20 protein-coding genes, 1 pseudogene and 1 riboswitch are annotated in these 25,281 nt (G+C 72.2%); of the genes and pseudogenes, 13 read left to right on the forward strand and 8 right to left on the reverse strand.

All coding sequences use genetic code 11. The features are described from left to right. Window positions 1-21 precede the first annotated feature (21 nt). Window positions 22-1,020 (forward strand): zinc-binding alcohol dehydrogenase family protein, encoded by a 999-nt coding sequence (locus ACFY0K_RS04015; protein ID WP_390638462.1) that lies wholly within the window; start codon window positions 22-24, stop codon window positions 1,018-1,020. Window positions 1,021-1,104: 84 nt separating this feature from the next. Here ACFY0K_RS04015 and ACFY0K_RS04020 read toward each other — a convergent pair whose 3' ends face one another. Beyond that, window positions 1,105-2,505 (reverse strand): NtaA/DmoA family FMN-dependent monooxygenase, encoded by a 1,401-nt coding sequence (locus tag ACFY0K_RS04020; RefSeq protein WP_390638463.1) that lies wholly within the window; start codon window positions 2,503-2,505, stop codon window positions 1,105-1,107. Next, the gene (locus ACFY0K_RS04025; RefSeq protein ID WP_390638464.1) at window positions 2,502-3,602 is read right to left on the reverse strand and encodes an LLM class flavin-dependent oxidoreductase; all 1,101 of its coding nucleotides are present in this window, start codon (window positions 3,600-3,602) and stop codon (window positions 2,502-2,504) included. The genes ACFY0K_RS04020 and ACFY0K_RS04025 overlap by 4 nt, the downstream gene beginning before the upstream one ends. A gap of 607 nt (window positions 3,603-4,209) precedes the next feature. On the opposite strand from ACFY0K_RS04025, the gene ACFY0K_RS04030 reads away from it, so the two are divergent. Next, window positions 4,210-4,722, forward strand: a complete 513-nt coding sequence (locus ACFY0K_RS04030; RefSeq protein ID WP_390638465.1) for an AAA family ATPase — start codon at window positions 4,210-4,212, stop codon at window positions 4,720-4,722. Window positions 4,723-4,742: 20 nt separating this feature from the next. Here ACFY0K_RS04030 and ACFY0K_RS04035 read toward each other — a convergent pair. The 6 genes and pseudogenes from ACFY0K_RS04035 to ACFY0K_RS04060 form a co-directional block, all read right to left on the reverse strand. Next, window positions 4,743-4,988: pseudogene (locus ACFY0K_RS04035) on the reverse strand (Lrp/AsnC ligand binding domain-containing protein); the annotation flags it as partial. 295 nt (window positions 4,989-5,283) lie between these two features. Then, on the reverse strand, window positions 5,284-6,504 hold the full coding sequence (locus ACFY0K_RS04040; protein WP_390638466.1) for a dipeptidase: 1,221 nt from the start codon (window positions 6,502-6,504) through the stop codon (window positions 5,284-5,286). Beyond that, window positions 6,501-8,210: a dipeptide ABC transporter ATP-binding protein gene (locus ACFY0K_RS04045; protein WP_390638467.1), complete on the reverse strand. Its 1,710-nt coding sequence runs from the start codon at window positions 8,208-8,210 to the stop codon at window positions 6,501-6,503. Before ACFY0K_RS04045 ends, ACFY0K_RS04040 begins: the two co-directional genes overlap by 4 nt. Continuing rightward, window positions 8,203-9,150 (reverse strand): ABC transporter permease, encoded by a 948-nt coding sequence (locus ACFY0K_RS04050; RefSeq protein ID WP_390638468.1) that lies wholly within the window; start codon window positions 9,148-9,150, stop codon window positions 8,203-8,205. Before ACFY0K_RS04050 ends, ACFY0K_RS04045 begins: the two co-directional genes overlap by 8 nt. A 3-nt stretch (window positions 9,151-9,153) precedes the next feature. Next, window positions 9,154-10,236 (reverse strand): ABC transporter permease, encoded by a 1,083-nt coding sequence (locus ACFY0K_RS04055; protein WP_390638469.1) that lies wholly within the window; start codon window positions 10,234-10,236, stop codon window positions 9,154-9,156. Then, window positions 10,233-11,882, reverse strand: coding sequence for an ABC transporter substrate-binding protein (locus ACFY0K_RS04060; protein ID WP_390638470.1), 1,650 nt, complete (start codon window positions 11,880-11,882; stop codon window positions 10,233-10,235). The genes ACFY0K_RS04055 and ACFY0K_RS04060 overlap by 4 nt, the downstream gene beginning before the upstream one ends. 251 nt (window positions 11,883-12,133) lie before the next feature. Continuing rightward, window positions 12,134-12,243: riboswitch (SAM riboswitch) on the reverse strand. Window positions 12,244-12,572: 329 nt separating this feature from the next. Between ACFY0K_RS04060 and ACFY0K_RS04065 the strand changes: the two genes are divergently transcribed. From ACFY0K_RS04065 to ACFY0K_RS04115, 11 genes are read left to right on the forward strand one after another with little or no spacing between them, the layout of a single operon-like run. Then, window positions 12,573-13,601, forward strand: a complete 1,029-nt coding sequence (locus ACFY0K_RS04065; RefSeq protein WP_390638471.1) for an isopenicillin N synthase family dioxygenase — start codon at window positions 12,573-12,575, stop codon at window positions 13,599-13,601. Then, window positions 13,598-14,902 (forward strand): O-acetylhomoserine aminocarboxypropyltransferase/cysteine synthase family protein, encoded by a 1,305-nt coding sequence (locus ACFY0K_RS04070; protein WP_390638472.1) that lies wholly within the window; start codon window positions 13,598-13,600, stop codon window positions 14,900-14,902. The genes ACFY0K_RS04065 and ACFY0K_RS04070 overlap by 4 nt, the downstream gene beginning before the upstream one ends. Window positions 14,903-14,937: 35 nt before the next feature. Next, on the forward strand, window positions 14,938-16,488 hold the full coding sequence (locus ACFY0K_RS04075) for an ABC transporter substrate-binding protein (protein WP_390638473.1): 1,551 nt from the start codon (window positions 14,938-14,940) through the stop codon (window positions 16,486-16,488). 7 nt (window positions 16,489-16,495) lie between these two features. Beyond that, window positions 16,496-17,446 (forward strand): ABC transporter permease, encoded by a 951-nt coding sequence (locus ACFY0K_RS04080; protein ID WP_390638474.1) that lies wholly within the window; start codon window positions 16,496-16,498, stop codon window positions 17,444-17,446. Continuing rightward, the gene (locus ACFY0K_RS04085; RefSeq protein ID WP_390638475.1) at window positions 17,443-18,327 is read left to right on the forward strand and encodes an ABC transporter permease; all 885 of its coding nucleotides are present in this window, start codon (window positions 17,443-17,445) and stop codon (window positions 18,325-18,327) included. Before ACFY0K_RS04080 ends, ACFY0K_RS04085 begins: the two co-directional genes overlap by 4 nt. Then, entirely contained in the window at window positions 18,324-19,112 is a 789-nt protein-coding gene (locus ACFY0K_RS04090; RefSeq protein WP_390638476.1) for an ATP-binding cassette domain-containing protein, read from the forward strand. Before ACFY0K_RS04085 ends, ACFY0K_RS04090 begins: the two co-directional genes overlap by 4 nt. Beyond that, window positions 19,109-19,885: an ATP-binding cassette domain-containing protein gene (locus ACFY0K_RS04095; protein WP_390638477.1), complete on the forward strand. Its 777-nt coding sequence runs from the start codon at window positions 19,109-19,111 to the stop codon at window positions 19,883-19,885. The genes ACFY0K_RS04090 and ACFY0K_RS04095 overlap by 4 nt, the downstream gene beginning before the upstream one ends. Before the next feature lie 13 nt (window positions 19,886-19,898). Next, window positions 19,899-21,245, forward strand: coding sequence for an LLM class flavin-dependent oxidoreductase (locus tag ACFY0K_RS04100; RefSeq protein WP_390638478.1), 1,347 nt, complete (start codon window positions 19,899-19,901; stop codon window positions 21,243-21,245). Next, window positions 21,242-22,642: an LLM class flavin-dependent oxidoreductase gene (locus ACFY0K_RS04105; protein ID WP_390638479.1), complete on the forward strand. Its 1,401-nt coding sequence runs from the start codon at window positions 21,242-21,244 to the stop codon at window positions 22,640-22,642. Before ACFY0K_RS04100 ends, ACFY0K_RS04105 begins: the two co-directional genes overlap by 4 nt. Before the next feature lie 38 nt (window positions 22,643-22,680). After that, complete coding sequence (locus tag ACFY0K_RS04110; RefSeq protein ID WP_390638480.1) at window positions 22,681-23,502, forward strand: TauD/TfdA dioxygenase family protein; 822 nt, start codon at window positions 22,681-22,683, stop codon at window positions 23,500-23,502. Further along, the gene (locus ACFY0K_RS04115) at window positions 23,503-24,990 is read left to right on the forward strand and encodes an MFS transporter (RefSeq protein WP_390638481.1); all 1,488 of its coding nucleotides are present in this window, start codon (window positions 23,503-23,505) and stop codon (window positions 24,988-24,990) included. The last annotated feature ends 291 nt before the right edge of the window (window positions 24,991-25,281 follow it).

The following is a 25,281-nucleotide window of genomic DNA, read 5'->3' on the forward strand; positions in this document are numbered from 1 at the left end:
CCGAACAGGGGAGGACGCTGCGTGCGTGCATACGGATTCAAGTCGAACGGCGGACCGGAAGTCCTGGAGGAGATCCAGGTGCCGACTCCGCGGCCGGGCCCGGGCCAGGTACTGATCGAGGTCGCGTACGCCGGGGTGAATTTCGCCGAGGTGCAGCACCGAAGGGGCGAGTTCGGCGAGCCCGACGGCCCCGGCGGCTACGACGTGCCGGGGCTGGAGGTCTCCGGCACGGTGGCGGCGCTCGGCACTGGGGTGACGGAACGGGCTGTCGGCGAGCAGGTCGCCGCCTACCTTCCGGCCTTCGGCGGATACGCGGAGTTCGCCGTGGCCGACGCCGACTTCGTCCGGCCGGTGGGCGGGCTCCCGATGGCGGTCGCGGCCGGGGTGCCGTGCGTCTATCCGACGGCCTACGGGGTACTGACGGACGCGGGACGGCTGCGCGAGGGCGAGACGGTCCTGATCCACGCGGCGGTCGGCGGGGTCGGCTCGGCCGCGGCACGGATCGCACGGACGCTCGGCGCTTCCCGGGTTCTCGGCACGGTCGGTTCCGCGACGAAGACACAGCCGGCCGCCGAGCTGGGCTACGACGCTCTCTTCGGCAGGGAGGGCTTCGCGGACGCGGTCCGGGAGGCCACCGCGGGGCGTGGGGTGGACCTGGTGCTGGACCCCGTCGGCGGGCCGGTGCGGCGCGCAAGCCTGGAGGTGCTGGCGCCCTTCGGCCGGGTGGTCGTCTACGGGGATCTCGGACGGGACGCCGACTGGACGGCGGACGTCTGGGATCTGTGGAAGAACAACCGGACGGTCGCCGGGTACAACATCGGTGACGTCGCCCGCCGTTCACCCGCGGCCATCGGCCGGTACCTGTCCACGGCCCTGTCCGCGCTCGCCTCCGGAGAGCCGGCCTCCGTCCCTCCGGCCGTCGTTCCGGCGGCGGACGTCGTCGAGGTCCACCGTCGCCACGAGGCCGGGCGGACCCAGGGGAAGACCGTGCTCGCGTTCGCGGGGCCCCAGGTGGGCTGAGCCGGGCGAAGCGTTCCCCCGCCGCGCCGACGGACCGGCACCGGGTGCCGGTCCGTAGGCGCGGCGGTCCCGTCGCCGAGGTACTCAGCCCGCCTGCTGCCGCTCGGGTGCGGAGCGGTGGGTGAGGGGCGCGCGCAGGCCGAGGTGCTCGCGCAGCGTGGTGCCGGTGTACTCGGTGCGGTAGACCCCGCGTTCCTGCAGTTCCGGAACGAGCAGGTCGACGATGTCGTCGAGGCCGTCGGGGATGAGGTACGGCGTGACGTTGAAGCCGTCGACCGCGCCGTGCCGCACGAAGCGGGCGAACTTGTCGGCCAGACCGGACGGGGTGCCGACGTGCCCGCGCTGCGGCCCGAGCGCGATGACGGTCTCGCGCAGCGACCAGCCGTGCGCCTCGGCCTTCGCCCGCCATTCCGCCACCACCGAGCGCGGGTCGGCGATCCGCCGGGCCCCGAAGGAGCCGTCGTTCTCGGCGACGACCGGGTCCTCCGCGGGCAGCGGTCCGTCGGCGTCGCGATCGGACAGGTCGATGCCCCACAGCAGTCCGGCGATCCCCAACGCCGTCGCGGGCGTGACCTGCTGGAGCCGGATCCAGCGCTTCTTCTCCTCGGCCTCCGCCTCGGTGGCACCGATGATGATCTCGGTGCCCGGCAGGATCCGCAGGTCGTCGTCGGGCCGCCCGGCCGCGCGCAGCCGGCGCCGGATGTCCTCGGCGAAGGCGAGCGCGTCGTCGAAGTCGTTGCCGTGCGCGGAGAAGATGACGTCCGCGTTGCGGGCGGCGAAGTCACGCCCCTCGCCGGAGTCACCCGCCTGGAAGATCACCGGGTGGCCCTGTGCGCTGCGCGGCAGGGTGGGGGCGAGGTCGACGTCGAACTGCGGTCCTCGGTGGCGCACTTGGCGAACGGCCCCGGGTGCCGACCAGGCGGGCGCGTCCGTCGACGTGGCGACGGCCTTGTCGTCCCAGGCGTCCCACAGGGCGCGGGCCACGGTGAGGAACTCCTGGGCGCGCCGGTAGCGGTCGGCGTGGTCAAGGTAGCCGCCGCGGCGGAAGTTGGCACCGGTCCAGGCGTTGTCCGTGGTCACCACGTTCCAGCCGGCCCGGCCCGCGGAGAGGAGGTCGAGACCGGAGAGGCGGCGGGCGAGGTCCGCGGGCTCGTTGAACGTCGAGTTGGAGGTGGAGACCAGACCGATCCGGCGGGTGACCGCGGCCAGCGCCGCGAGCTGGGTGATGGCGTCCGGCCGTCCGGCCACGTCGAGATCGTGGATCCTGCCGTCGACCTCGCGCAGCCGGAGTCCCTCACCGAGGAAGAAGGCGTCGAACAGGCCCCGTTCGGCGGTCTGGGCGACGCGCCGGAAGGAGGCGGGGTCGATCTGCGAGCCGCTGTCGGGGGCGGACCAGATGGTCCAGTGGTTGACGCCCTGGAAGAACACCCCGAAGTGCAGCTGGGCGTGCGGCCGGGGGACGTCGAGGGGGTCGGTGCGGGTCATCGGGTCTCCTCCTGGACGGCCGCGGCCGCGAATCGGTTGGCGGGACGCTCCAGACCCAGGGCCGAGCGCAGGGACGTGCCGGGCAGCGGCCGGGCGGTGAGGCGCCGCTCGGACAGGGCCGGCAGGACGAGGCGGGAGAGGACGGGCAGATCCTCGTCCAGCACCAGCGGATGCAGCCGCACCCCGTCCACCTGACGGCTCAACTCGTCCAGAACGGCGACCAGTCCGGCAGCCGATCCGACGTACCGCAACCGCCCGCGGTCGGCCCACGGCGCATACCGCTCCAGGTGGGCGACGCGCTCGGTGCCGGTCGCGTCCGGGGTGTCCAGCGCCACCTCGACCTCGGCGAAGGCGCGGGGCGTACCGGCCCGGGCGGCGGCCGCGGCGACCGACGCCGGGTCGCGGCCCTCGACCAGAGCGACGTCGAGCTGCGCGGCGGGCACCCGGTCCGGGCGGCCCAGGACCACGAGCTGCCCCTGCGGGGGGCGCGGCACGATCGCCGGGCCCTTGACCGCGTAGGTCTCCCCGGTGAAGTCGACGTAGTGCAGCCGGTCGCGGTCGAGGTAGCGGCTCGTGGCGACGGACCGGATCACCGCGTCGTCCTCCCACGAGTCCCACAGGGCGCGGGCCACCTCGACACCGTCCCCGGACTCCCGGGCCCGCCCGGCCGCGTCGGCGACCGGGGGGCGTCCCCAGACCCGGGCCGCCCCGGGGTGCTCCTCCTCCGTCACCACCCACCCGGCGCGGCCGGCGGAGATGTGGTCCAGCGACGCCAACTGGCTGGATACATGGAAGGGTTCGGCATACGTGACCGGGACGACGGGCGCGATCCCGACGGTGCTCGTGGACGCCGCGACGAAGGCCGCCCGCTCCACCGCGCCGATCCGGCCGACGGGATCCGGTGCCGCACCGGGCGGCAGCACCCCGTCGTCCAGGGTGACCAGGGTGAAGCCGGCGTTCTCGGCCACGGCGGCGAGCCCGGCCGCACGGCGCGGGGCGAGCAACTGGTCGGGTGCGTGGGCTGCGCGGCGCCAGGCCGCGGGGTGGGCGCCGTCACCGTCGATCTCGACGGCGAGGTGCAGGGCAGGGCCGGACAATGGACGTTCCTTCCGGGAAGCACGGGAAGCACGGGAAGCACGGCAAGCACTGGAAGCACGACAAGCACTGGAAGCACGACAACTCGGGGCCGCCGGGCCGCGACGAAGGAGCCGGTCGGGGGGGCCCGCAGGACGGACCGGACGGGCCACAGCAGGGCCAGGGCCGGACGGGCCGGGCGGGGCCGCGGTACGAGGTGACGGCGAGACGCGCCGACAGGGCTCAGAGGCGTGCGGAAGGACAGACGGCGGAGCAGGTGCGGCAGTAGTCGACATGCCGGCGGACGATCAGCCGCACGCCACAGCGCTCACCCCGCGGTGCCGCGCCGGATACGTGCATCAAGGGCCTCCACCGATCAGAAACCGATCGGTTCACCGTACGTCGCCCGCCCCCACGGGTGTCAAGAACAAGCGACGCGGCCCACACCGCTGTCACCGTTCCCCCATCTGGGTCTTTGAGCGGAACCCCGCGTCGAGGGCCGCTCGCACCGCCCGCCCGCTCGTCGTCGTGTCCCGCCCGGACCCGCGGAACCTTTCGGCGAGGCCAGGACACCACAACGGATCCTCAGGAGGAGGAACAGGAACGGAACGGCTCCGGCACGATGAGCACATGCTCATCGTGATCGGCGGCCTGCCCGGCACAGGCAAGACCACCCTGGCGCGACTGCTGGCCGCACGCATCGACGCGGTTCACCTGCGCGTGGACACCATCGAACAGGCCCTCGTCCGTTCCGGCCTGGCACAGCACCCCGTCGGACCAGCCGGCTACGTCATCGGATACGCCCTGGCCGAGGAACATCTCCGGCAAGGGCTCACCGTGATCGCGGAATCGGTGAATCCCCTGGCCGTCACCCGCGACAGCTGGCAGAGCGTGGGATTCCAGGCGGCCGCTCCTGTCATCGAGGTGGAGGTCATCTGCTCGGACCCTGCCGAACACCGGGAGCGCGTGACCACTCGAACGATCGACATCCCTGACCTGCCGCTGCCCGACTGGCAGCAGGTTCTCGACCGTGACTACCAGCCGTGGAACCGGGATCACATCGTCATCGACACAGCCGGCCAAGCCCCGCAGGACTCGCTCGCCCTGCTCCTCGATCGGCTTGACCACCCCGGCGGACGCTGAACGGGGCCCGCGAAGAGTGGCTACCGGTCAGCGGTCGTACGGCTGCGGTCGGCTGCCGGTCGGGGACGGTCGGGTCCGCGGTGGGGCAGTGTCCGGTTGTAGGCGACGCTCGTGATCGTGCTGCCGAAGCCGGCCAGTTCGTCCACGAGGGTCTCCAGGTGCTCCATGGAGGTCGCGGCCACTTGCAGGGTGTAGCAGTCGTCGCCGGTGGTGCGCAGGCACTCCAGGATCTCCCGGCGCTCGGCGAGGAGGTGGTGCAGCGGCTGCTGCCCGACGAGGCACGCGCACCCATCAACGCCTACTACGGGCCAAGCCCGTCGGCCGGTACGTGACCGCGGGTGCCGGGGCTTGTCGTAGCGAAGTGGTGCTCCCTCGCCAGTCCTTGAGTTCGCACGTCCTGACCACGTGGGTGACCGGGCAGCACTCCCGGCATGTCGCGCCCCCGACCCGCGCAGAGCCCCACCACGTGCAGGGGGCCGGGGGGACGGTCCTCCAACGCCGGGCGATGCGCTGCTGCACGTCGACCGGGCGGCGGGGGGAGGGTGAGTCGTGAACGGATGCTCAGCGCAGTGGGACCGTAGGCCACAGCGGCTCGGTGGACCGTTCCTCGGCGGCGCGCAGGACTCGCAGGACGTTCCGGCCGGTCAGGGCCTCCAGTTCGGGCCGGGACCAGCCCCGGTCGGCGAGTTCGCGCAGCAGGACCGGATAGCCGGAGACGTCGGCGAGGCCGGCCGGCTGATGGTCCACCCCGTCGTAGTCGCCGCCGAGACCGATGTGGTCCACCCCGGCCACCTCACGGGCGTGCTCCACGTGATCGGCGACCTGGGCGACCGTCACCTCGGGGCGCGGGTGGGTGTCGAGCCACGTCTTCAGCCGGTCGTCGGGCGCCGCGCCGAAAGCCTCCGCGTGCTCCTCGGCCACCTGCGCCGGATCCTCGCCGGGGCGGGGTGCGCGCGGCCATCCCCAGGGCACGGCGGGCAGGTCGAGGCGTACGCGTTCCTCCTGGAGCGCCCGTCCCCAGTCGGCGACGTCGGCGGAGACGAAGTACGGCACGAAGGTCAGCTGGACCACGCCCCCGTTGCCCGGGAGCAGTTCCAGCACCGCGTCGCTCACGTTGCGGGGGTGGTCGTTGAGCGCTCGGGCCGAGGAATGGCTGAACAGGACCGGAGCGGTCGACACGGCGAGGGCCGCGCGCTGCGTGGACTCGGCGACGTGGGAGAGGTCCACGAGGACGCCGGTGCGGTTCAGCTCCGCGACGATCGCCCGGCCGGTGTCGTTGAGACCGCCGACCGCCGGCACGTCGGTGGCCGAGTCCGCCCAGGAGGTGTTGTCGTTGTGCGTGAGGGTCACGTACCGCACCCCGAGCCGGGCGTACGAGCGCAGTACCCCGGACGACTCGGCGAGGCTGTGGCCGCCCTCGACGCCGAGCAGGGAGGCGATGCGTCCCTCGGCGAACGCCCGCTCGACGTCCGCCGCCGTGTAGGCGATCCGCAGGGTGTCTGGGTAGCGGGCGGCGAGCCGGTAGACGGCGTCGATCTGCTCCAGGGTGGCCACCACGGCCTCGGGTTCGGGCAGCCTGGACGAGACGTACACCGACCAGAACTGCGCGCCGACCCCTCCGGCGCGCAGCCGGGGCAGATCGGTGTGCAGGCCGGGGCGGCCGTCGTCGAGGCCTTCGACGCTGTAGCCGGCCCGCGCGCGCAGCGCCACCGGCAGATCGTTGTGCCCGTCGAAGACGGGTGTGCTGCGCAGTACTTCATCGATCAGTGTGCCGTCGCTCATGAGCCGGCCACTCCTTCCTCCACGGGGCGATGCCGACGCCTCGCCTGCCGGACCGGGTCGGGTACGGGCAGGGCGGCCACGAGCCGGCGGGTGTAGTCGTCCTGCGGACTGCCGAGCACCTGGCCGGTGGGACCCTCCTCGGCGATCCGTCCCCGGTGCAGTACCACCACCCGGTCGGCGACCTGTTCGACCACGGCCAGGTCGTGGCTGACGAACAGCGCCGCGAAGCCCAGCTCCCGCTGGAGCTCCCCGAACAGATCGAGCACCTTCGCCTGCACGGACACGTCCAGCGCCGAGGTCGGCTCGTCCGCGATCAGCAGCCCGGGCCGCAGCGCGAGCGCCCGGGCGAGGCCGGCGCGCTGGCGCTGGCCTCCGCTGAGTTCGTGCGGGTAGCGGTCCGCGTAGGCGCGGGGAAGGTGCACCGCTTCCAGCAGTGCCTCGGCCCGCGCCCGGATCTCCCGCGCGCCCAGCTCCCGCCGGTGCACGACGAGCGGCTCCGCGACGCTCTCGGCGATCGTCAGCAGGGGGTTGAAGCTGGTGGCGGGGTCCTGGAAGACGTACCCGATCCGCCCTGCCGTCCTCGACTTCCGTGGCGTGCGGGTCAACCGGGCCGGCTTCGACTTCCGTGACGTTCGCGGCAACGGCTCGCCGAACAGCTCCAGTTGCCCGCCCGTCACCGCGGTCAGCCCGGCGATCGCCCGCCCGATGGTGGTCTTCCCGCTGCCGCTCTCGCCGACCAGCCCGAGCACCTCACCCTGCCGGATCTCGAAGCTGACCCCGTCCACCGCCCGGAAGCCCCTGCGCCCCAGCCGCCCCGGGTAGTCGACGACCAGCCGGGAGGCACGGACGGCCGGGTGCTCCTCCCGGCTCGCCGCGGCCGACGGCCGGGCCCGCCCGCTGGTACCGAAGTCCGGTACGGCGGTCAGGAGTTCTCGGGTGTACGGGTGGGCCGGTGCGGAGAACAGACCGCGCACCGGCGCCTGTTCGACCACCTGCCCCGCCCGCATGACCGCCACCCGGTCGGCGAGGTCGGCGACGACGCCCATGTTGTGGGTGATGAGCAGGACGGCGGTGCCGAAGTCGGTGCGGCAGCGGTGGAGCAGCTCCAGGATCTCCGCCTGGACGGTGACGTCCAGGGCGGTGGTCGGTTCGTCGGCGACGATGAGCCGGGTGCCCAGGGCGAGGGCCATGGCGATGACCGCGCGCTGCTTCTGGCCGCCGGACAGCTGGTGCGGGTAGTGGTCCACGCGGGTGGCCGGGTCGGGGATGCCGACCTTGTCGAGCCACTCCACGGCGAGCGCCCGCCGTTCGGCCCTGCTGCCGCCGCGCCCGTGGGCACGCAGCCCCTCGGTGAGCTGCCAGCCGATGGTGAAGACGGGGTTCAGCGCGGTGGAGGGCTCCTGGAAGACCATCGCGGCGTGCGTGCCGCGCAGGGCGCGCAGCCGGGCCGGGGACGCGGTGAACACGTCCTCCGCGGGTTCCGAGGTGCCGTCACCGAGCAGCACACGGCCGCGGACGGCCGCGGTGCCGGGCAGCAGACCGAGGACCGACCGGGCGGTGACGGTCTTGCCGCTGCCGCTCTCGCCGACCAGGGCCAGCACCTCGCCGGGGGCGACGGACAGGCTGACCCCCCGGACGGCGGGCGCCGGGCCGGCATCGGTGGCGAAGTCGACGTACAGGTCCTCGATGCGCAGCAGGTCACTCATCGTCCCCGCCTCCGTCCGTGGGAGCGGCGGACGTACCGGCGCGGCGCCGCAGCCGTGGGTCGGCCAGGTCGGTGAGGCTCTCGCCGAGCAGGGTCGTGCCCAGGACCGTGAGGACGATGCCCAGTCCAGGCGGGATCGCCGTCCACCAGATACCCGAAGTGACGTCGGCGACCGCGCGGTTGAGGTCGTAGCCCCACTCCGCGGCGGAGTTGGGTTCGATGCCGAAGCCCAGGAAACCGAGGCCGGCGAGGGTGAGGATGGCCTCCGACGCGTTGATCGTGAAGATCAGCGGCAGGGTGCGCACCGAGTTGCGCAGCACGTGCCGGGTCATGATCCGCCACGGTCCCGTGCCGATCACCCGGGCCGCGTCGACGAACGGCTCCGCTTTCACCCGGATCACCTCGGCCCGTACGACGCGGAAGTACTGCGGTACGAAGGACACGGCGACCGAGCAGGAGGCGGCGCCGAGACCGCCGACGAGGCTCGACTGGCCGCCGCTGATCACGATCGACATGACGATGGCGAGCAGCAGCGGAGGGAACGCGTACAGCGCGTCCGCCAGCCCCACCAGGAGCCGGTCCAGCCTGCCGCCGAGGTAGCCGGAGAGCAGCCCGAGCACAGTGCCCGGCACCGCCGAGAGCAGCAGGGCGGCGACGATGATCAGCAGCGCGGTGCGCGCACCCCAGACCGTCCGGGACAGGACGTCGTACCCGGCGATGGTCGTGCCCAGGGGATGGGCGCCGCTCGGAGCCTGCTGGGAGCCGAACAGACCAGCGCCGTCGCGGAGTTGGGCGTAGCCGTGCGGGGCGAGCAACGGTCCCGGCAGGGCGGTGAGGAGGAACAGCCCCGTCAGGACCAGGCCGGTGACCAGCATGGCCCGCTGCACCCCCGCGCCCGTCCGCAGCCGCAGCGGCAGCCGTCGTGCCAGAACCAGCGCCATGACTCAGTACCTCACTCGCGGATCGATCAGCGCGGCGACGACGTCGACGAGGAAGTTCGTCACCGCCACGACGACGGCGAACAGGGCCACGATGCCCTGCACGGCTGGGAAGTCACGGACCGTCAGATAGTGGGCGAGCTCGTAGCCGAGGCCCTTCCACTCGAAGGTGGTCTCGGTGAGCACGGCACCGCCGAGGAGCCCGGCGACCTGGAGTCCCAGAACGGTGACGACGGGGATCAGCGCGGGCCGGGTGGCGTGCCGGGTGACCAGGCGCAGCGGGGCCACGCCCCGGGAGCGCGCGGCCTCGACGTACTCGGCGGAGAGCGTGCCGATCAGGTTCGTGCGCACCAGCCGGAGCAGCACGCCGGCCACGAACAGGCCGAGGGCCAGTCCGGGCAGTACGGCGTGCCGGAGCACGTCCGCGATCGCCGTGGCGTCGCCGCTGCGCAGCGCGTCGATCAGGTACACGCCGGTCGTGCTCGTCTGGTCCTGCAGGAAGAGCTGGACTCCGGTGCTCGCGCGGCCCGAGGAGGGCAGCCAGCCGAGCCAGATCGCGAAGACCAGCTTCAGCAGCAGGCCCCCGAAGAACACGGGTGTCGCATAGGTCAGGATCGCGAACAGGCGCAGGACCGCGTCGGGTGCCCGGTCGCGGTAGGAGGCCGCCACCATGCCCAGCGGGACGCCGGTCACCAGGGCCACCAGGAGTGCGTAGCAGGCGAGTTCGACCGTCGCGGCGCCGTAGGTGCCGAGGACGTGCGTGACCGGCTGGTTGTCGGTGACCGTACGGCCGAAGTCGCCGGTGGCCAGCGAGCGCAGGTAGTCCAGGTACTGGGTGGGCAACGGCCGGTCGTAGCCCGCCTGGTGAAGCTTGGCCTGGAGCTGGTCCGGAGTGAGGCGGTCGCCGAAGGCGGCGCTGATCGGGTCGCCGGTCAGCCGCATCAGGAAGAAGACCAGGCTGACCAGGATCAGCACGGTGGGGATGATGAGGAGGAAGCGGACCACCAGGTAGCGGGCGAACCCGTACCCGGCGGCGCCGTCGGCCGGGGTGGCGGCGGCGCCGGGGGTCTCCTGCGTCAGAGCGCTCACTTCTTCGAGAGCCCCGCCCAGCGGAACTGGTACGTCGCGTCCAGCTCGGCCGGCACACCGCTGACGTCGGTGCGGGTGACGATGGCGGTGGAGCCCTGGAGCAGCGGCAGCAGCGGCACCTGCGCGGCTGCCTTGTCCTGCGCCTGCTTCAGCAGTCCGGTCCGCTGCGCGGCGTCCGTCTCGGTCTCCTCCTTCTTGATCAGCGCACGCACGGCGGAGTCGTCGTAGCCGTTGGCGACCCAGCTGTTGGCCGAGTAGAAGGGCGAGAGGTAGTCGTCCGCGTCGAGGTAGTCGGCGTACCAGCCGAGCTGGTAGAGCGGGTAGAGATGCTTGACACGGTCCTTGCCGTACTGGGTCCACTCGGTGGACTGCAGGTTCACCTTGAACAGCCCGGTGGCTTCCAGCTGGGACTTGACCAGCGCGTACTCGTCGGCCGACGACGAGCCGTAGTGGTCGCTGTTGTACTGGATGTTGAGCGTGACCGGAGTGCTCACCTTCGCCGCCTTCAGCCGGGCCGCCGCGGCCGCCGTGTCGGGACCGCCCTTCTTGTCGCCGTAGAGCGACTTGAAGGAGGGGGTGGCGCCGGTCAGGCCGTCCGGCACGGAGCTGTAGAGCGGCTGGTAGGTGTTCTTGTAGACCTGCTGGGCGAGTTGGGACCGGTCGACGGAGTCCGCGACCGCCTGCCGGACCGCGAGGGCCTTCTTGGCGTCGGCGTTCTTCGTCTTGGTGCCGAAGGGCTGGCTCGCCAGGTCGAAGACGATGTAGCGGATGCCGTTGCCGGAGCCGGTGTGGACCTTGACGTCCTTCTGCTTGGCGAGGTCGTCCAGGTCGGTGGTGGTGAGCGTGCGGTAGACGGCGTCGATGGTGCCCTGCTGGACGTCGAGCTTCAGATTGCCGGCGTCCGTGTAGTACTTGAGCCGGACGTTCCTGGTCTTCGGCGTGCCCAGCTGTCCCTTGTAGCCGGCGTTGGCCGCGAAGGACACCAGTGAGTTCTTGTCGTAGCTCTTGATGCCGTACGGCCCGTTCCACGGCCTGGCCGCGACGATCGACTTGTCGTCGAGGATCTTGTCCGCGGGGAACACCTGCTCGTCCACGATGTAGCCGGCGGCCGTGGACAGCACCTGCGGGAAGAGCGTGTCGTCGGCCGACTTGAGGGTGAAGACGACCGTGGCCGGGTCCGGGTCGGCGACCGAGGCGAGGTTGTAGAGCAGCGAGGACGGGCCGTTCTCGTCGGCGATCTTCAGGTCCCGGTCGAAGCTGAACTTGACGTCGGAGGAGGTGAGGTCGTGACCGTTGGCGAACTTCAGGCCCTTCTGGAGGGTGACCGTGTACTCCTTGGGCCCGGTCAGCTTGATCCCGGTGGCCAGGTCCGGGGAGACCTCCGCTGAGCCGTTCTTCTGGCTGAGCAGGGTCGCGTAGACCTCGCTCTCGACGGTGCCGGAGCCGGCGTCCCACGCACCGGCCGGGTCGAGGCTGGTGACCTGGTCGGTCGTACCGACCGTGATCGCCGACCCGGAACTCGCGGTGCTGCCGTCCTTGCTGCTCGTGCAGCCGGTCAGCGCCACCAGGAACGCCGTTCCGAGGGAGATCGCGCCGAGGCCGGAGCGACGGGGTCTGTTCGGCGTCGGGCCGCTGTGGGGTGCCATCAGTTGTCTCTGCTTCCGCGTCGGGGTGCGTGAACCAGCCCTGGCGGAGGGCTGTGCCAAGGCGTGCAAGATCACGTGGGAAAAAGGGGAGTTACACCGACGGGCGGTTGCGCTGCCGGCCGGCGGAGGGCGGGATCAGCCCTGACACAGACAGCTGGACACCAGCAGCAGGTCGACATGGAGACGGGAGCACAGCATCAGGGCTCTCGCCATGCCGTCCTCCCGGGTTCTGGCCCGCCTCGGGGCCGATGTGAGCGCACTTGCAGAAAGAAGAGATCCGCCGAGCCTTCACCTGGGGCACCCCACTGCGTCGAGGGTTGCCGTCCGGCCAGCCAGGGCTTGATCACCGGAACTCGTAGCTCGCGCTCACCGTAGATCGGCTGTTCCACCGGCGTCAACACCGCCCCGGAACGCCCGGACCCGGCGGAACGCATGGTGGACGCATCCATCCCGGGTGTGCTTTCATCCGGCCATGGAGACCACTGGCCCGGCACACACGGTGCTGCTCGACCCGTTCTGGGTGAGCCGCCGCGCCGACCAGTTCGACCAGGTCTGTTGCTGACCGCCGTCCCACGGCCCGCGACCGCGTTCCTCTCTTCCTGTCTGCTCTTTCCCGCAGCCCTCGACCACCCCGCATCCAGGGGCGGCCCGTGAGGCATTGTCGGCCGTCGTTGCCGCGAAGGAACTTCCATGGCACAACTCACAGCCCTGCCCCTCATCGACATCTCCCGCTTCCGCGCCCCCGGCACGGACCGGGCCGCCTTTCTCGCCGAACTCCGGTCCGCGGCCCATGAGGTGGGCTTCTTCTACGTCACCGGACACGGTGTCCCCGCAGCACTCCGCGACGAGGCGCTGACCGCGGCACGCGCCTTCTTCGCCCTGCCCGAGCAGCAGCGACTGGAGATCGAGAACCTCAACTCGCCCCAGTTCCGCGGCTATACACGCACCGGCACCGAGTACACAGCGGGCAGCGCCGACTGGCGGGAGCAGATCGACATCGGCCCGGAGCGCGCGGCGCTCGACACCGGCCCGGACGACCCCGACTACCTGCGCCTGATCGGTCCGAACCAGTGGCCGTCCGCGCTGCCGGAGCTGAAGGACATCGTGCTGCGCTGGCAGGCGGAGGCGCTGCGGGTCAGCCGTGAGGTGCTGCGCGCCCTCGCGGCCGCGCTCGGACAGGACGAGGGCTACTTCGACCAGTGGTTCGACGACGAGGCGGCCGTCCACGTGAAGATCGTGCACTATCCGCCGCGCGTGGCTCAGGACGCCGACCAGGGGGTGGGCGCGCACAAGGACTACGGCTACCTGGCCCTGCTCCAGCAGGACGACGTCGGCGGACTCCAGGTGCAGCGGGAGGACGGCGGCTGGATCGACGCCGTGCCGGTGCCCGACGCCTTCGTGTTCAACATCGGCGAGATGCTGGAGATCGCCACCCAGGGCTACCTGAAAGCCACTCAGCACCGGGTCGTCAGCCCGCAGCAGGGCGTCGACCGCTACTCGATCCCCTTCTTCCTCGGCCCGCGCCTGGACGCGGTGGTCAAACCGCTGGAACTCCCCGCCGAACTGGCCGCGCTGAGCCGGGGCGTCACCGACGACCCGGACAACCCGCTGCTCGCCGCCTTCGGCGAGAACGCGGTCGTCGGCTGGCTCCGCTCACATCCACGGGTCGCCGAACGCTGGTGGTCGGATGTCCTCGCCAGGCGGGAGAGCGGCCGATGAGCGCCGCCGACTGGGGCTTCGAGACCCGGCAGGTGCACGCCGGCGCGGTCCCCGACCCGGCCACCGGCGCGCGGGCCGTACCGATCCACGCGACCGCCGGCTATGTCTTCCGGGACACCGGGCACGCCGCCGCGGCCTTCGAACTCGCCGACCTCGCCACCCACGCCTACACCCGGCTGTCGAACCCGACCACCGCGGTGGCGGAGGAGCGGATCGCCGCCCTGGAGGGCGGTTCGGCGGCGGTCGCCGTGGCCAGCGGGCAGGCCGCGACCAGCCTCGCCCTGCTCAACCTGGCCCGCGCGGGTGACCACGTCGTCGCCTCGTCGTCCCTGTACGGCGGCACCCGCACCCTCCTTGAGCACACGTTCGCCGACTTCGGCATCGACGTCACCTTCGTCGACGACCCGGACGACCTGGGCGCCTGGTACACGGCCGTACGGCCCACCACCAAGGCGTTCTTCGGCGAGACCCTCGGCAATCCGCGCGGCAACGTCCTCGACACCGAGGCGGTCGCCCGCATCGCCCACGAGGCCGGTGTCCCGCTCGTCGTCGACAACACCGTGCTCACCCCCTACCTGCTGCGGCCCCTCGAACACGGCGCCGACATCGTCGTGCACTCCACCACCAAGTTCCTGTCCGGCCACGGCACCGGCATCGGCGGCGTCGTCGTGGACAGCGGGCGCTTCGACTTCGGCGCGGATCCCGGCCGCTGGCCCGGACTGACCGGCCCGGACCCGACCTACAACGGGCTGTCCTTCTGGGACTCCTTCGCGGACCTGGGGCTGGCCTACGCGCTGCGCCTGCGCACCCGGCTGGTGCGGGACCTGGGGCCTGCCGTCTCCCCCTTCAACAGCTTCCTGCTCCTGCAGGGCCTGGAGACGCTCAGCCTGCGCATCGAACGGCATGTCGCCAACGCCCACGCGCTCGCGACCCGGCTGGAGGAGCAGCCCCAGGTGACGCGGGTGCACTACGCGGCACTGCCCTCCAGCCCCTGGCAGACCCAGGCCAAGCGCTATCTGCCGCGCGGCGCCGGAGCGGTCCTCGCCTTCGAGCTCGATGGCGGTCTGGAGGCGGGCCGGCGCTTCGTCGAGGGGGTCCGGCTGTTCAGCCATCTCGCGAACATCGGCGACGTCCGCAGCCTCGTCATCCACCCCGCCTCCACCACCCACGCCCAGCTGGACCCCGCCCAGCAGGCCGCGGCCGGGGTCACCCCCGGCCTGGTGCGGCTGTCGGTCGGCATCGAAGGCGTCGACGACCTGATCGCCGACCTCGAAGCAGGCCTGAGAGCGGCCGCCGTATGAACCCCACCGCACGCGCCCGAGGAGCCCGACCCGCCATGCGCCGCAGCACCGCCCTCCGCCTCGCCGCCACCGCGGTCCTCGCCGGACTGGCCGCGACCGCCTGCGGCACCGGCACGGCCGACGACCCCGCGAACGCCGGACAGACCAGCCAGGCGGCCCAGCCCACCGCCATCGACACCGGCGCCACCGTCGACGTACGCCTCGTCCTGGAGCCCACCAGCCTCGACATCGCCGACACGGCGGGCGCGGCCCTCGACCAGATCCTGCTCGACAACGTCTACCAGGGCCTGCTCACCCGCGACGAGAACAACAAGATCCAGCAGAGCCTGGCGACGTCCTACGAGCAGTCGTCGGACGGACTCACCTACACCTTCCACCTCGCGAAGAACGCCACCTTCCACGACGGGAGCAAGGTCACCGCGGCCGACGCAGTCTGGTCGTTGCAGCAGGTCACCGCGGCCGGTTCGAAGAACCCCGACGCGGCGGCGCTCGCCTCCGTCAAGAGTGTCTCGGCCACCGACGACCACACCGTCGTCGTCACGCTCAAGCACCGTGACACCGGCTTCACCTGGGGGCTGACCGAACGGGCCGGCATCGTCTTCAAGAAGGGCACGGCCTTCTCCTCCCTAGCCGGGAAGGAGAACGGCACCGGGCCGTTCAAGCTGGGCGACTGGAAGCGCGGCTCGTCCATCACCTTCGTCCGGAACGACGCCTACTGGGGGAAGAAGGCCAAGGTCGCCAAGGTCGTCTTCCACTACATCAAGGACGGCAACGCCGCCAACAACGCCCAGCAGACCGGCCAGACCGACATCGAGACCGCCGCCGACGCCACCCTGCTCCAGCCGTTCGCCGACACCGGCAAATACACGGTGCTGCGCGGCGACACCACCGACAAGTTCACCCTCGCGTTCAACAACGCCTCGGGACCGACCAAGGACGTGCGGGTACGGCGCGCCATCCGCCGGGCCATCGACAACGCCGGCCTCGTCAAGACCCTGGGCGGCGCGGCGAAGCTGGTCGGCGGCCCGGTCCCGGCCACCGACCCCGGCTACGAGGACCTCACCGCCGTCGACGCCTACGACCCCGCGAGCGCCAAGGCGCTGCTGAAGCAGGCCGGTCACGGCAGCGGCCTCAAGCTCACCGTGCAGATCCCCAACATCTACCCGACGGAGATCGGCGACTACCTGGCCTCCGAGCTGAAGCAGGTCGGCATCCAACTCACGGTGCGGCAGGTCGAGTTCCAGACCTGGCTCGACTCCGTCTACACCAAGCACGACTACCAGCTCAGCCTCGTCGACCACGCCGAGGCCCGCGACCTGAGCAACTTCGCCAACCCCGCCTACTACTTCGGCTACGACAACGCGAACGTCCAGAAGTGGTACGCCGCCGCCCAGACCGCCACCGGCGACGCCGACCGCGACGCCCTGCTGAAGAAGGCGGCCCGGCAGGTATCCGAAGACGCCGCCGCCGACTGGCTGTACGTCAACCAGACCCTCACCGTGGTCCGCACCGGAGTCACCGGCGTGCCGCGGAACTTCACCAGCAACCGCTACGACCTCGCGGACCTCGCCGTGGCGAAGAAGTGAGGCCCGCGTGACCCTGTACGTGGTGCGCCGGGCCGCGCTCCTCGTGGTGTCCCTGTTCGCCGCCAGCGTGCTGATCTTCCTGGTGCTGCGGCTGTTGCCCGGCGACGTCGCCCAGACCATCGGCGGCATCAAGGCCACCCCGGCCCAGGTCGCGGCCGTCCGCCACGACCTGGGCCTGGACCGGCCCCTGGTCGCCCAGTACGGCAGCTGGATCGGGGGTGTGGTCACCGGCGACTTCGGGCGGTCCGCCCTGGACGGCACGTCCGTCTCCGGGCAGCTCGCCGAGAAGTTCGCCGTGACCGGGCCGCTCGCCGCGGGCGCCGTCGTCCTCGCGCTCGCCTTCGCCGTCCCCCTGGGCATCCTCGCCGCCGTCCGCCGCGAGTCACGGCTCGGCAGCGCGGTCAACGCCCTCGGGCAGCTCGGCATCGCGCTGCCCACCCTGTGGGTCGGGCTGCTGCTGGTCGTGGTCCTCGCGGTCCAGGTCCGCTGGCTGCCCGCCCAAGGCTTCCCCGTGGACGGCTGGCACGAGCCGGGGCAGGCGCTGCGCAGCCTGGTCCTGCCGTGGCTGACGCTGGCCCTGTCCGAGGGCGCCGTCCTGCTGCGGTTCGTCCGCTCCGCCGTCCTCGACGTCCTGCACCAGGACTGGCTGCGCACCGCCCGAGCCAAGGGCCACACCCGCACCGGCGCACTGGTACGGCACGGGCTGCGCAACGCGGCCGTCCCGGTGGTGTCGGTGCTCGGTCTGCAGATCGCCGCGCTGATCGCGGGCGCGGTCGTCGTGGAGCAGGTCTTCGTGCTGCCCGGTATTGGCCAGATGCTGATCACGGACGTCGGCAACCGCGACCTGGACAAGGTGCAGGGCGAGGTCCTGCTGCTCACCGGCGCCGTCCTCGTCATCGGCTTCCTGGTCGACCTCGCCCACCGGCTGATCGACCCGAGACTGCGGAGCGCGGTATGAGAATCCCCGTCGTCGCCCGCGCGCTGCTGCACAGCCGAAGCGGTCTCGCCGGGACCGTCCTCGTCGGCGTCCTCGTCCTGTCCGCGCTGGTCTCCCTGGTGTGGACGCCGTACGACCCCACCCTCGCGCGTCCGCAGGACGGCTGGCTGCTGCCGTTCTCCGGCGGCCATGTCCTCGGCACCGACCGGCTGGGCCGCGACGAGCTGAGCCAGCTGCTGGCCGGCGCCCGCGCCACCCTGCTCACCGCCGTCCTCGCGGCCGCCGTCGCCGCCGTCGTGGGGCTCGCCCTGGCGCTGACGGCGGTGCTGGTGCCGCGCTGGATCGGCGCCGCCGTCGTCCAGCTCACCGACGTGCTGATCGCCTTCCCCGTGCTGCTGATCGCGATGATCCTCACCGCGGTGTACGGCGGTTCCACCTGGACCGTGGTGGGTGCCGTCGGCATCGGGACGGGCGTCAACCTCGCCCGGGTCGCCCGCGCCGAGGCCGGGCGGGTGCTGAACACCGACTACGTGCTCGCCGCCCACGCCGCCGGGTCCGGCACCTGGCGCTCCGTCCGCAAGCACCTGCTGCCGAACATCGCGCCCACCCTCGTGGTGCAGCTCTCGCTCGTGCTCTCCGTGGCGGTGCTCGCCGAGGCGGCCCTGTCGTTCCTCGGGTTCGGGGCGCCGGCGCCCGCGGTCTCCTGGGGGCGCATGCTGCACGAGCAGCAGCAGTACATCGCCGCCCGCCCGCTGCTCGTCATCTGGCCAGGACTCGCCGTCGCCGCCTCCGTCCTCGGGTTCAACCTGCTCGGGGACGGGCTGCGCGAGGCCGCCGACGCGCGCCTGCGGGTCCGGGAGGCGGCGGACAGCCGCCCGCAGGTCCGGGAGGCGGCGGCATGAGCCTGCTGACGGTCGGCGACCTGAGCGTGCGGATCGGCGGTGCCACCGTCGTCGACGAGGTCGGCTTCGAGCTCGCCCCCGGGGAACGGCTCGCGCTGATCGGCGAGTCCGGCTCCGGCAAGTCGCTGACCGCCCTCGCGGTGCTGGGCCTGCTGCCCGAGGGCGCCCGGGCCACCGGCAGCGTCCGCTTCGGCGACCAGGAACTGCTCGGGCTCGGCGACCGCGCCCTGTCCCGGCTGCGCGGCGAGCGCATGGCCATGGTCTTCCAGGAGCCCATGAGCGCGCTCAACCCCCTGATGCGCATCGGCAGACAGCTCTCCGAGCCGCTGCGGCTGCACCGCGGTCTGAACCGGCGCCGGGCCGCGACCGCAGCCGTCGAACTCGCCGCGCAGGTGGGTCTGCCGGACCCGGAACTCGCCGTCCGCTCCTGGCCCCACCAGCTCTCCGGCGGCCAGCGCCAGCGCGTCGGACTCGCCATGGCCCTCGCCACCCGCCCGGCGCTGCTGATCGCCGACGAACCCACCACCGCCCTCGACGTCACCGTCCAGGCCGACATGCTCGCCCTCATCGACGAACTCGTCCGTGAGCACGGCACCGCACTGCTGTTCATCAGCCACGACCTCGCCGTCGTCGCCCGGTTGTGCCCACGGGCCGCCGTGCTCAAGGACGGGCGGATCGTCGAGGAGGGCGCCACCGACTCCCTCGTACGGCACCCGCAACACCCGTACACCCAGCAGCTGGTGGCGGCCGCCCGCGCCACCGGATCGGAGGAGGTCACCCGATGACCGAGCTGCTGAAGGGCACCGGCCTCAGCCGCAGCTTCCGGCTGCCGCGCACCTCGCTGTTCGCCCCGGCCGTCCACCGCCACGCCGTCCAGGACGTGTCACTCGAGCTGCGCGAAGGCCGCAGCCTCGGCATCGTGGGGGAGTCCGGCGCCGGCAAGTCGACCCTGGCCCGGCTGCTGCTCGCCCTGGACCGGCCCGACTCCGGGACCGTGCACTTCCGGGGGCGCGAGGTGAAGCCGGGCCGGCTGCCCTGGTTCCGGCGCGAGGTCCAGGTGGTGCTCCAGGACCCGATGGGCTCCCTAGACCCGCGCGCCACCGTCCGCGACATCGTCGCCGAGCCGCTGGAGTGCCTGCGGCTGCCCGGCGACCACGACGACCGGGTGGACGAACTGCTGCGCGCCGTCGGCCTGGACCCGTCCGTGCGCGGCCGGTATCCGCACGAGTTCTCCGGCGGCCAACGTCAACGCATCGCCCTGGCGCGGGCGTTGGCCCCCGGCCCGACGGTCCTCGTCGGCGACGAACCGCTCAGCGCCCTCGACGTGTCGGTGCGCGCACAGATCCTCGCCCTCCTCGACGACCTCGCCGAGGCCTACGGGCTGACGTTGCTGCTCGTCTCCCACGACATCGGCGTCGTACGGCGGCTCTGTACCGACGTGCTGGTGATGAAGGACGGCCGAGCCGTCGAACAGGGGCCGGCCGCCACCGTGCTGGCCGAGCCCCGCCACCCGTACACACGCCGCCTGCTGGCCGCCGTACCCCGGCTGCCCGTTTGACCGGGAGGACCGCATGACCTCGCACCCCGCACGCCGCCTCAGCCTGGGCGCCCTCGTCCACGGCTCGGGCGGTCACATCGCCGGCTGGCGGCACCCCGACGCCCGCCCCGACGGACAGCTCGACTTCGCCTTCCACGCCGACCTGGCCCGCACCCTCGAACGCGGCAGGTTCGACGCCCTGTTCGTCGCCGACGTCGTCGCCCTCTGGGGACACCAACTGGACTCCCTGTCCCGCACCGGCCGCGCCGAGCACTTCGAACCGCTGACCCTGCTGGCCGCGCTGTCCCTGGTGACCGAGCACATCGGCCTGGCGGCGACGGCGACCACGACCTACAACCACCCCTTCCACATCGCCCGCAAGTTCGCCTCCCTGGACCACATCTCGGGCGGCCGCGCGGCCTGGAACGTGGTCACCTCCGTCGTCCCCCTGGAGGCCGCGAACTTCGGCTACGACAGCCACCTCGAACACGAGCTGCGCTACCGGCGAGCCGACGAGTTCGTACAGGTCGTCAAGGCGCTCTGGGACAGCTACGACGACGAGGCGGTCGTACGGGACAAGGAGGGCGGCCGCTACTACGACCCGGCAGGACTGCACACCCCCCACCACCGCGGTGAACACTTCGCCGTCCGGGGCCCGTTGAACATCTCCCGGCCGCCGCAGGGCCACCCGGTGGTGTTCCAGGCCGGATCCTCGGAGACCGGACGGGAGTTCGCGGCCCGGCACGGCGAGGTCCTCTTCACGACGCAGCACGAACTGGGCGCCGCCCAGGCCTTCTACGCGGACATCAAGGCACGGGCCGCCGCCCACGGCCGGGCCCCCGCCCACGTCCTGGTCTGGCCCGGCCTCACCCCGCTCGTCGCGCCCACCGAGACCGAGGCCCGGCGACGGCTCGCCGAACTCCAGGACCTCATCCACGACGACGTCGCCCGCCGCCTCGTCCAGGACAACATCGGTGACCTGGATCTGACCGACCACCCGGTGGACGGTCCGCTGCCCGACATCCCCGAGACCAACCGCAGCAAGTCGCGCCGCGATCTGCTCCTGAAACTGGCCCATGACGAGAAGTTGACGATACGTCAGCTCGCCCATCGGTTCGCCGCGGGGGCGGCGGTGGCCGGCACGCCCGAGCAGATCGCCGACCACATCGAGACCTGGTTCCGTGCCTACGCCGCCGACGGCTTCAACATCTCCTTCCCCTATCTGCCCGGACCCGCCGAGGACTTCGTCGACCAGGTGGTGCCCCTCCTCCAGCGGCGCGGACTGCTGCCCACCGAGTACGAGGGCACCACCCTGCGCGAGAACCTCGGACTGCCGCGGCCCGCCGCCCGTGACCGACGCCTCCAGGAGACCGGACGATGAGCCGCCGCACCGAGCGAAGCGACACCGGCCGAAGCCGGGCCGGCCGAAGCCGGGCCGGCCGAAGCCGGGCCGACCGAAGCCGTGGCGACCAGCTCCACCTCAACGCCTTCCTCAAGCCGCCGGGGGAGTACCTGGCCGCCTGGCGGCACCCGGACACCGCCGCCGATGCGGGGGTGAACATCAGGGAGGTCCTCTCCTTCGCCCGGACCGCCGAACGGGCCGCGTTCGACGCGGTGTTCCTCGCCGACCTCGTCGGCGTGCCGTTCGCGAGCGAGGACGTGCTGAGCCGGGTCAGCGTGGTCAACGACTCCTTCGAACCGACCACCCTGCTCGCCGCGCTCGCCGCCGGCACCTCCCGGATCGGCCTCATCGCCACCGCCTCGACCAGCTACAACGAGCCCTACCACGTGGCCCGCACCTTCGCGTCCCTCGACCACATCTCCGGTGGCCGGGCCGGCTGGAACGTGGTGACCTCCCTCAACGACGGAGAGGCCCAGAACTTCGGCCTCGACAGCCACCTCGACCACGCCACCCGCTACGAGCGCGCCGAGGAGTTCCACGACGTCGTCACCGGGCTCTGGGACTCCTTCGAGGACGACGCCTTCCGCCACGACCAGGCCGACGGCATCTACTTCGACCCGGCCAAGCTGCACGCCCTGAACCACGAGGGCAAGCACCTCAAGGTCGCCGGGCCCCTCAACATCGCCCGGCCCCCGCAGGGGCACCCGGTCATCGTGCAGGCGGGCGCCTCCGAGGCGGGCAAGAACCTCGCCGCGCGCATCGCCGACGTGATCTTCTCCGGCATCAAGGACCTCGGCCGGGCCCAGGAGTTCTATGCGGAGATCAAGGAGCGCGCCGCCGCCCACGGCCGCGACCCCGACCACCTCAAGGTCCTCCCGGCGCTGTCCGTCATCACCGCGCCGACCGAGTCCGAGGCCCGCGAGAAACACGCCCGCCTCATCGAACTCCTGCCCCCGCAGGTGGCGTTGGCCGACCTCTCGTACTGGCTCGGCGGCTTCGACCTCAGCCCCTACCCCCTGGACGGACCGCTCCCCGAACTCCCGGTCTCCAACCAGTCGCAGACCGCGCAACAGCAGATCTACGAGGACGCCCGCCGCGACCACCTCACCATCCGCGACCTGGTCCGGCGCTTCGCGGACGACGAGCGGACGATCACCGGCACTCCGGAGCAGATCGCCGACCACATCGAGGAATGGTTCCACGGCCGCGCCGCCGACGGCTTCAACGTCGTCTTCCCCTATCTGCCGGGCACGCTGGACGACTTCGCCGGTCTGGTCGTCCCCGAACTGCGCCGCCGCGGCCTGTTCCGCACCGCTTACACGGGCACCACGCTCCGCGACCACCTCGGGCTGCCCCGGCCGCCCAGGACCTCCTGATCACGCACCCGCACCCGCCGGAGACGAAGGAGAACGTCATGACCACCGTCGCCCATATCGACATCCGCAAGGCAGGCCCACGCTTCGGCGCCGAGATCGCCGGCGTCGACCTCACCGCGCCCGTCGACGAGGCCACCGCCGAGGAACTGCGCCGGGCGTTCCGCGAGCACAAGGTCCTCGTGTTCCGCGGCCAGCACCTCACCCCCGACCAGCAGGTGGCCGCCGTCGCCCTCTTCGCGCGGCCCTTCGACCACCCGACCGCCGTGAAGCACCCGGCCAACCCGCTGGTCTACCCGTACAACGTCAAGCAGACCGGCAAGGCCAGCACTTGGCACATCGGTGGCCTGTGGCGCGACCCCGTGTTCGCGATCGAGTCGCTGACCTACGAGGTGGTGCCCGAGCTGGGCGGTCACACTCTGTGGGCGGACCTCCAGGCCGCGTACGACGACCTGTCCGAACCCTTCAAGGTGCTGCTGGAATCGGTCGGCGCCCTCTACGACGGCAATGCGGAGAACTACGCGCAGGGCAGCAGGAAGAACGCTCCCGGCGAACCCGTCGAGCACCCGGTCGTCCTCACCCACCCGACCACCGGACGCAAGGGCCTCTTCATCAGCAGCTCGGCCAGGCAGCTCACCGGAGTGACCCCGGCCGAGAGCAAGGTGCTGCTCGACCATCTGCTCCGGCACGCCTCCTCGCCCGACTACACGATCCGGTTCGGCTGGAAGCCCGGCGACTTCGTCCTCTGGGACAACCGGGCCACCTGGCACTACGCGGTCGACGACTACGGCGACGGGGAGCGCGTCTACCGCAAGGTCCTCGGTGTGGAGCCGGACGCGGGCGTCACCCAGCGGTCCGCCTGAATGCTCCCGGGAGAAGACCGCGCCGCCCGGCGGGTCCTGCTGGTGTGCCTGGCCGCAGGGGCAACCACCTTGCTGGACCAAGCGGTTCTGAACATCGCCGTCCCGAGCATGCGGCACTCGCTCGGGGCCGGTGCGGCGGACGTCCAGTGGATCGTGGCCGGCTACTCACTCGCCTTCGGGCTGGCCCTGGTCCCCGGGGGCAGCCTGGGCGACCTCCATGGACGCAAGCGGTTCTTCCTCGCCGGCGTGGCCGTCTTCCTCCTTGCGGGGGTGACGGCCGCGACCGGCGGTGGGCCGGGGACCGTGATCGCCGCGCGGCTGGTGCAGGGCGCCGCCGCGGGGCTCGTCAACTCCCAGGTGATCGGCACCATCCAGGACGTGTTCCACGGGGTCGACCGCGGCCGGGCGCTCGGGCTGTACGCGGTGACGGGCGGCGTCGCCGCGGCCCTCGGCCCACCGCTCGGCGGCGTGCTGGTCGCCGGACTCGGAGCCGAGACAGGCTGGCGGTACTGCCTCCTGCTGAGCGCGCCGTGCGCGGTGCTCACCCTGTTCCTCGCGGCCCGCTGGCTGCCACCGCCCCGCCGCACGGCCCGCGACTCCCGGCTGGACGTCCTCGGCCTCGCCCTGGCCTGCGGATGCACACTGACTCTGATGGTGCCGTTCATCCGCACACCGGACAGCGGGGGAGCGGCACTCCTGTGGGCGGCCGGAGTGGCCGCCCTGGCCTGCGCGTTCACCGTGCACCAGCGGCTGCGGGTGCGCGGGGGCCGGGTGCCGCTGGTCCATCCGGCGCTCGCGTCGTCGAGGCCGTACATGCTGGGCACGGCCGTCGCCATGGCCCAGTTCGGCTCCTCGATCGCCGCGTCCCTCGTGCTCACCGTCTTCCTCCAGGACGGGCTCGGTCTGTCCGCCCTCCTCACGGCGGCGATCTCGCTCCCCTCGGCGATCGCGATGGGCGTCTGCTCGGCACTGGCCTGGCGGCTGGTGCGGCGGATCGGACCGCGCACGGTCAACGTCGGCCTGGCGCTGGGCGTCTGCGCCGCGCTGGGCGGGGCGGTGGCCGCGCTCCTCGTGCCGTCCGGCGCCCTGCCGATCCTCCTCGCCGTGACCCAACTGCTGTCGGGCGCGGCCGGCGGTCTCTCCGTCTCGCCCAACCAGACCCAGGTCCTTCAGCACGCGCCGGCCGAGGCCGCCGGCGTGGGTGGCGGCATCCTCCAGATGGCCCAGCGCATCGCGGCGGCCGTCTGCGTCAGCGCCGTGTCGGCGGTCTATCTGCACTCCGCCTCCGGCCCGCCCGGGGGCAGCGGCCCACGCGCCGCGTACGCGCTCTCCTCCTGCGTCTGCGCCGGGCTGCTCGCCGCCGCGCTGCTGCTGTCGCGACTGCGCGGGGCCGCCCCCGCACCCCGCTCACCCGGACCCGAGTTCCCGACCTCGAGGGGCCCCCGAGACGACCGGCACCACGACGACCGCAGCCCGCAGCAACGGTAGGAGCCCGGAAGAAGCCGACCAGCTGCTCGACACGGCACCCGATCCCCGGCCCGGACTGCGCGCCCGCCCGGAGGTCAGGCGGGCCGCCCTGCTCGCCAGGCGGCAGGCCCGACGGACCGCTTCGGTGGCCTGGAGGTCGTCCACGCCTTGCTCCAGAGCTTCCCGCCTGACCGCCTGGGAGGGGCGCGGGTGCTCCGGGCCTTGCCGGATGGCCTTGTCGGACCGCAGGCCGGCCACGGACGGCGGCCGGGGCGGACCCGTTGATCGGGGCCTCGTGATCCGTCGATCAGA

Source organism: Streptomyces sp. NPDC001507, from assembly GCF_042894765.1.
Lineage (GTDB): Bacteria > Actinomycetota > Actinomycetes > Streptomycetales > Streptomycetaceae > Streptomyces.

Excerpts from the sequence above, each read along its gene's own strand:
- ACFY0K_RS04020 (WP_390638463.1), bottom strand. The coding sequence starts at position 2,505 with ATGACCCGCACCGACCCCCTCGACGTCCCCCGGCCGCACGCCCAGCTG.
- ACFY0K_RS04030 (WP_390638465.1), top strand. The coding sequence starts at position 4,210 with ATGCTCATCGTGATCGGCGGCCTGCCCGGCACAGGCAAGACCACCCTG.
- ACFY0K_RS04040 (WP_390638466.1), bottom strand. The coding sequence starts at position 6,504 with ATGAGCGACGGCACACTGATCGATGAAGTACTGCGCAGCACACCCGTC.
- ACFY0K_RS04045 (WP_390638467.1), bottom strand. The coding sequence starts at position 8,210 with ATGAGTGACCTGCTGCGCATCGAGGACCTGTACGTCGACTTCGCCACC.
- ACFY0K_RS04050 (WP_390638468.1), bottom strand. The coding sequence starts at position 9,150 with ATGGCGCTGGTTCTGGCACGACGGCTGCCGCTGCGGCTGCGGACGGGC.
- ACFY0K_RS04060 (WP_390638470.1), bottom strand. The coding sequence starts at position 11,882 with ATGGCACCCCACAGCGGCCCGACGCCGAACAGACCCCGTCGCTCCGGC.
- ACFY0K_RS04065 (WP_390638471.1), top strand. The coding sequence starts at position 12,573 with ATGGCACAACTCACAGCCCTGCCCCTCATCGACATCTCCCGCTTCCGC.
- ACFY0K_RS04070 (WP_390638472.1), top strand. The coding sequence starts at position 13,598 with ATGAGCGCCGCCGACTGGGGCTTCGAGACCCGGCAGGTGCACGCCGGC.
- ACFY0K_RS04075 (WP_390638473.1), top strand. The coding sequence starts at position 14,938 with ATGCGCCGCAGCACCGCCCTCCGCCTCGCCGCCACCGCGGTCCTCGCC.
- ACFY0K_RS04085 (WP_390638475.1), top strand. The coding sequence starts at position 17,443 with ATGAGAATCCCCGTCGTCGCCCGCGCGCTGCTGCACAGCCGAAGCGGT.
- ACFY0K_RS04090 (WP_390638476.1), top strand. The coding sequence starts at position 18,324 with ATGAGCCTGCTGACGGTCGGCGACCTGAGCGTGCGGATCGGCGGTGCC.
- ACFY0K_RS04095 (WP_390638477.1), top strand. The coding sequence starts at position 19,109 with ATGACCGAGCTGCTGAAGGGCACCGGCCTCAGCCGCAGCTTCCGGCTG.
- ACFY0K_RS04100 (WP_390638478.1), top strand. The coding sequence starts at position 19,899 with ATGACCTCGCACCCCGCACGCCGCCTCAGCCTGGGCGCCCTCGTCCAC.
- ACFY0K_RS04105 (WP_390638479.1), top strand. The coding sequence starts at position 21,242 with ATGAGCCGCCGCACCGAGCGAAGCGACACCGGCCGAAGCCGGGCCGGC.
- ACFY0K_RS04110 (WP_390638480.1), top strand. The coding sequence starts at position 22,681 with ATGACCACCGTCGCCCATATCGACATCCGCAAGGCAGGCCCACGCTTC.
- ACFY0K_RS04115 (WP_390638481.1), top strand. The coding sequence starts at position 23,503 with ATGCTCCCGGGAGAAGACCGCGCCGCCCGGCGGGTCCTGCTGGTGTGC.